The 1,057-nt window shown below is 56.2% G+C and carries 2 rRNA genes; both read left to right on the forward strand.

Features of this window, described 5'->3' with window-relative positions:
• Window positions 1-783, forward strand: a 23S ribosomal RNA gene (locus ASG04_RS03240); the annotation flags it as partial.
• Between the two features lie 150 nt (window positions 784-933).
• A 5S ribosomal RNA gene (gene rrf, locus ASG04_RS03245) occupies window positions 934-1,050 on the forward strand.
• Window positions 1,051-1,057: the final 7 nt, after the last annotated feature.

The raw sequence follows: 1,057 nt of genomic DNA on the forward strand, positions 1-1,057 counted from the left end.
GGGAGACTGTGAAGCGGGCACGCTAGTGTTCGTGGAGTCATTGTTGAAATACCACTCTGGTCACTTTGGATGTCTAACGTAGGACCCTGATCGGGTTCATGGACAGTGCCTGATGGGTAGTTTAACTGGGGCGGTTGCCTCCCAAAGAGTAACGGAGGCGCCCAAAGGTTCCCTCAACCTGGTTGGCAATCAGGTGGCGAGTGTAAGTGCACAAGGGAGCTTGACTGTGAGACTGACAGGTCGAGCAGGGACGAAAGTCGGGACTAGTGATCCGGCAGTGGCTTGTGGAAGCGCTGTCGCTCAACGGATAAAAGGTACCTCGGGGATAACAGGCTGATCTTGCCCAAGAGTCCATATCGACGGCATGGTTTGGCACCTCGATGTCGGCTCGTCGCATCCTGGGGCTGGAGTAGGTCCCAAGGGTTGGGCTGTTCGCCCATTAAAGCGGTACGCGAGCTGGGTTTAGAACGTCGTGAGACAGTTCGGTCCCTATCCGCTGCGCGCGTTGGAAATTTGAGAAGATCTATCCCTAGTACGAGAGGACCGGGATGGACGAACCTCTGGTGTGTCAGTTGTTCTGCCAAGGGCACCGCTGATTAGCTACGTTCGGACCGGATAACCGCTGAAAGCATCTAAGCGGGAAGCCGTCTTCGAGATGAGATTTCCATGCACCTTGAGTGTGAGAGGCTCCCAGCAGACTACTGGGTTGATAGGCCGGATGTGGAAGCGGGGACTAACGACCCGTGGAGCTGACCGGTACTAATAAGCCGAAGACTTGACAACACAACTATTTCCCGCACTTCGGTGCGGGGCTCGCGTCCACTTTGTGGTTCCCGACAGACGATCGGGAACATGAGAACTGAATACCGCGCTGCTCTGAGAAGAGCACTGGCGGGACAGCTTTCTTGATCCATTGGGTCAAGTCGAAGGTGTTCCGGTGGTCATAGCGAGAGGGAAACGCCCGGTCACATTCCGAACCCGGAAGCTAAGCCTCTCAGCGCCGATGGTACTGCAAGGGGGACCTTGTGGGAGAGTAGGACGCCGCCGGACTCAACGT

It is taken from the genome of Curtobacterium sp. Leaf183 (genome assembly GCF_001424385.1).
In the GTDB taxonomy this organism is placed as follows: domain Bacteria; phylum Actinomycetota; class Actinomycetes; order Actinomycetales; family Microbacteriaceae; genus Curtobacterium.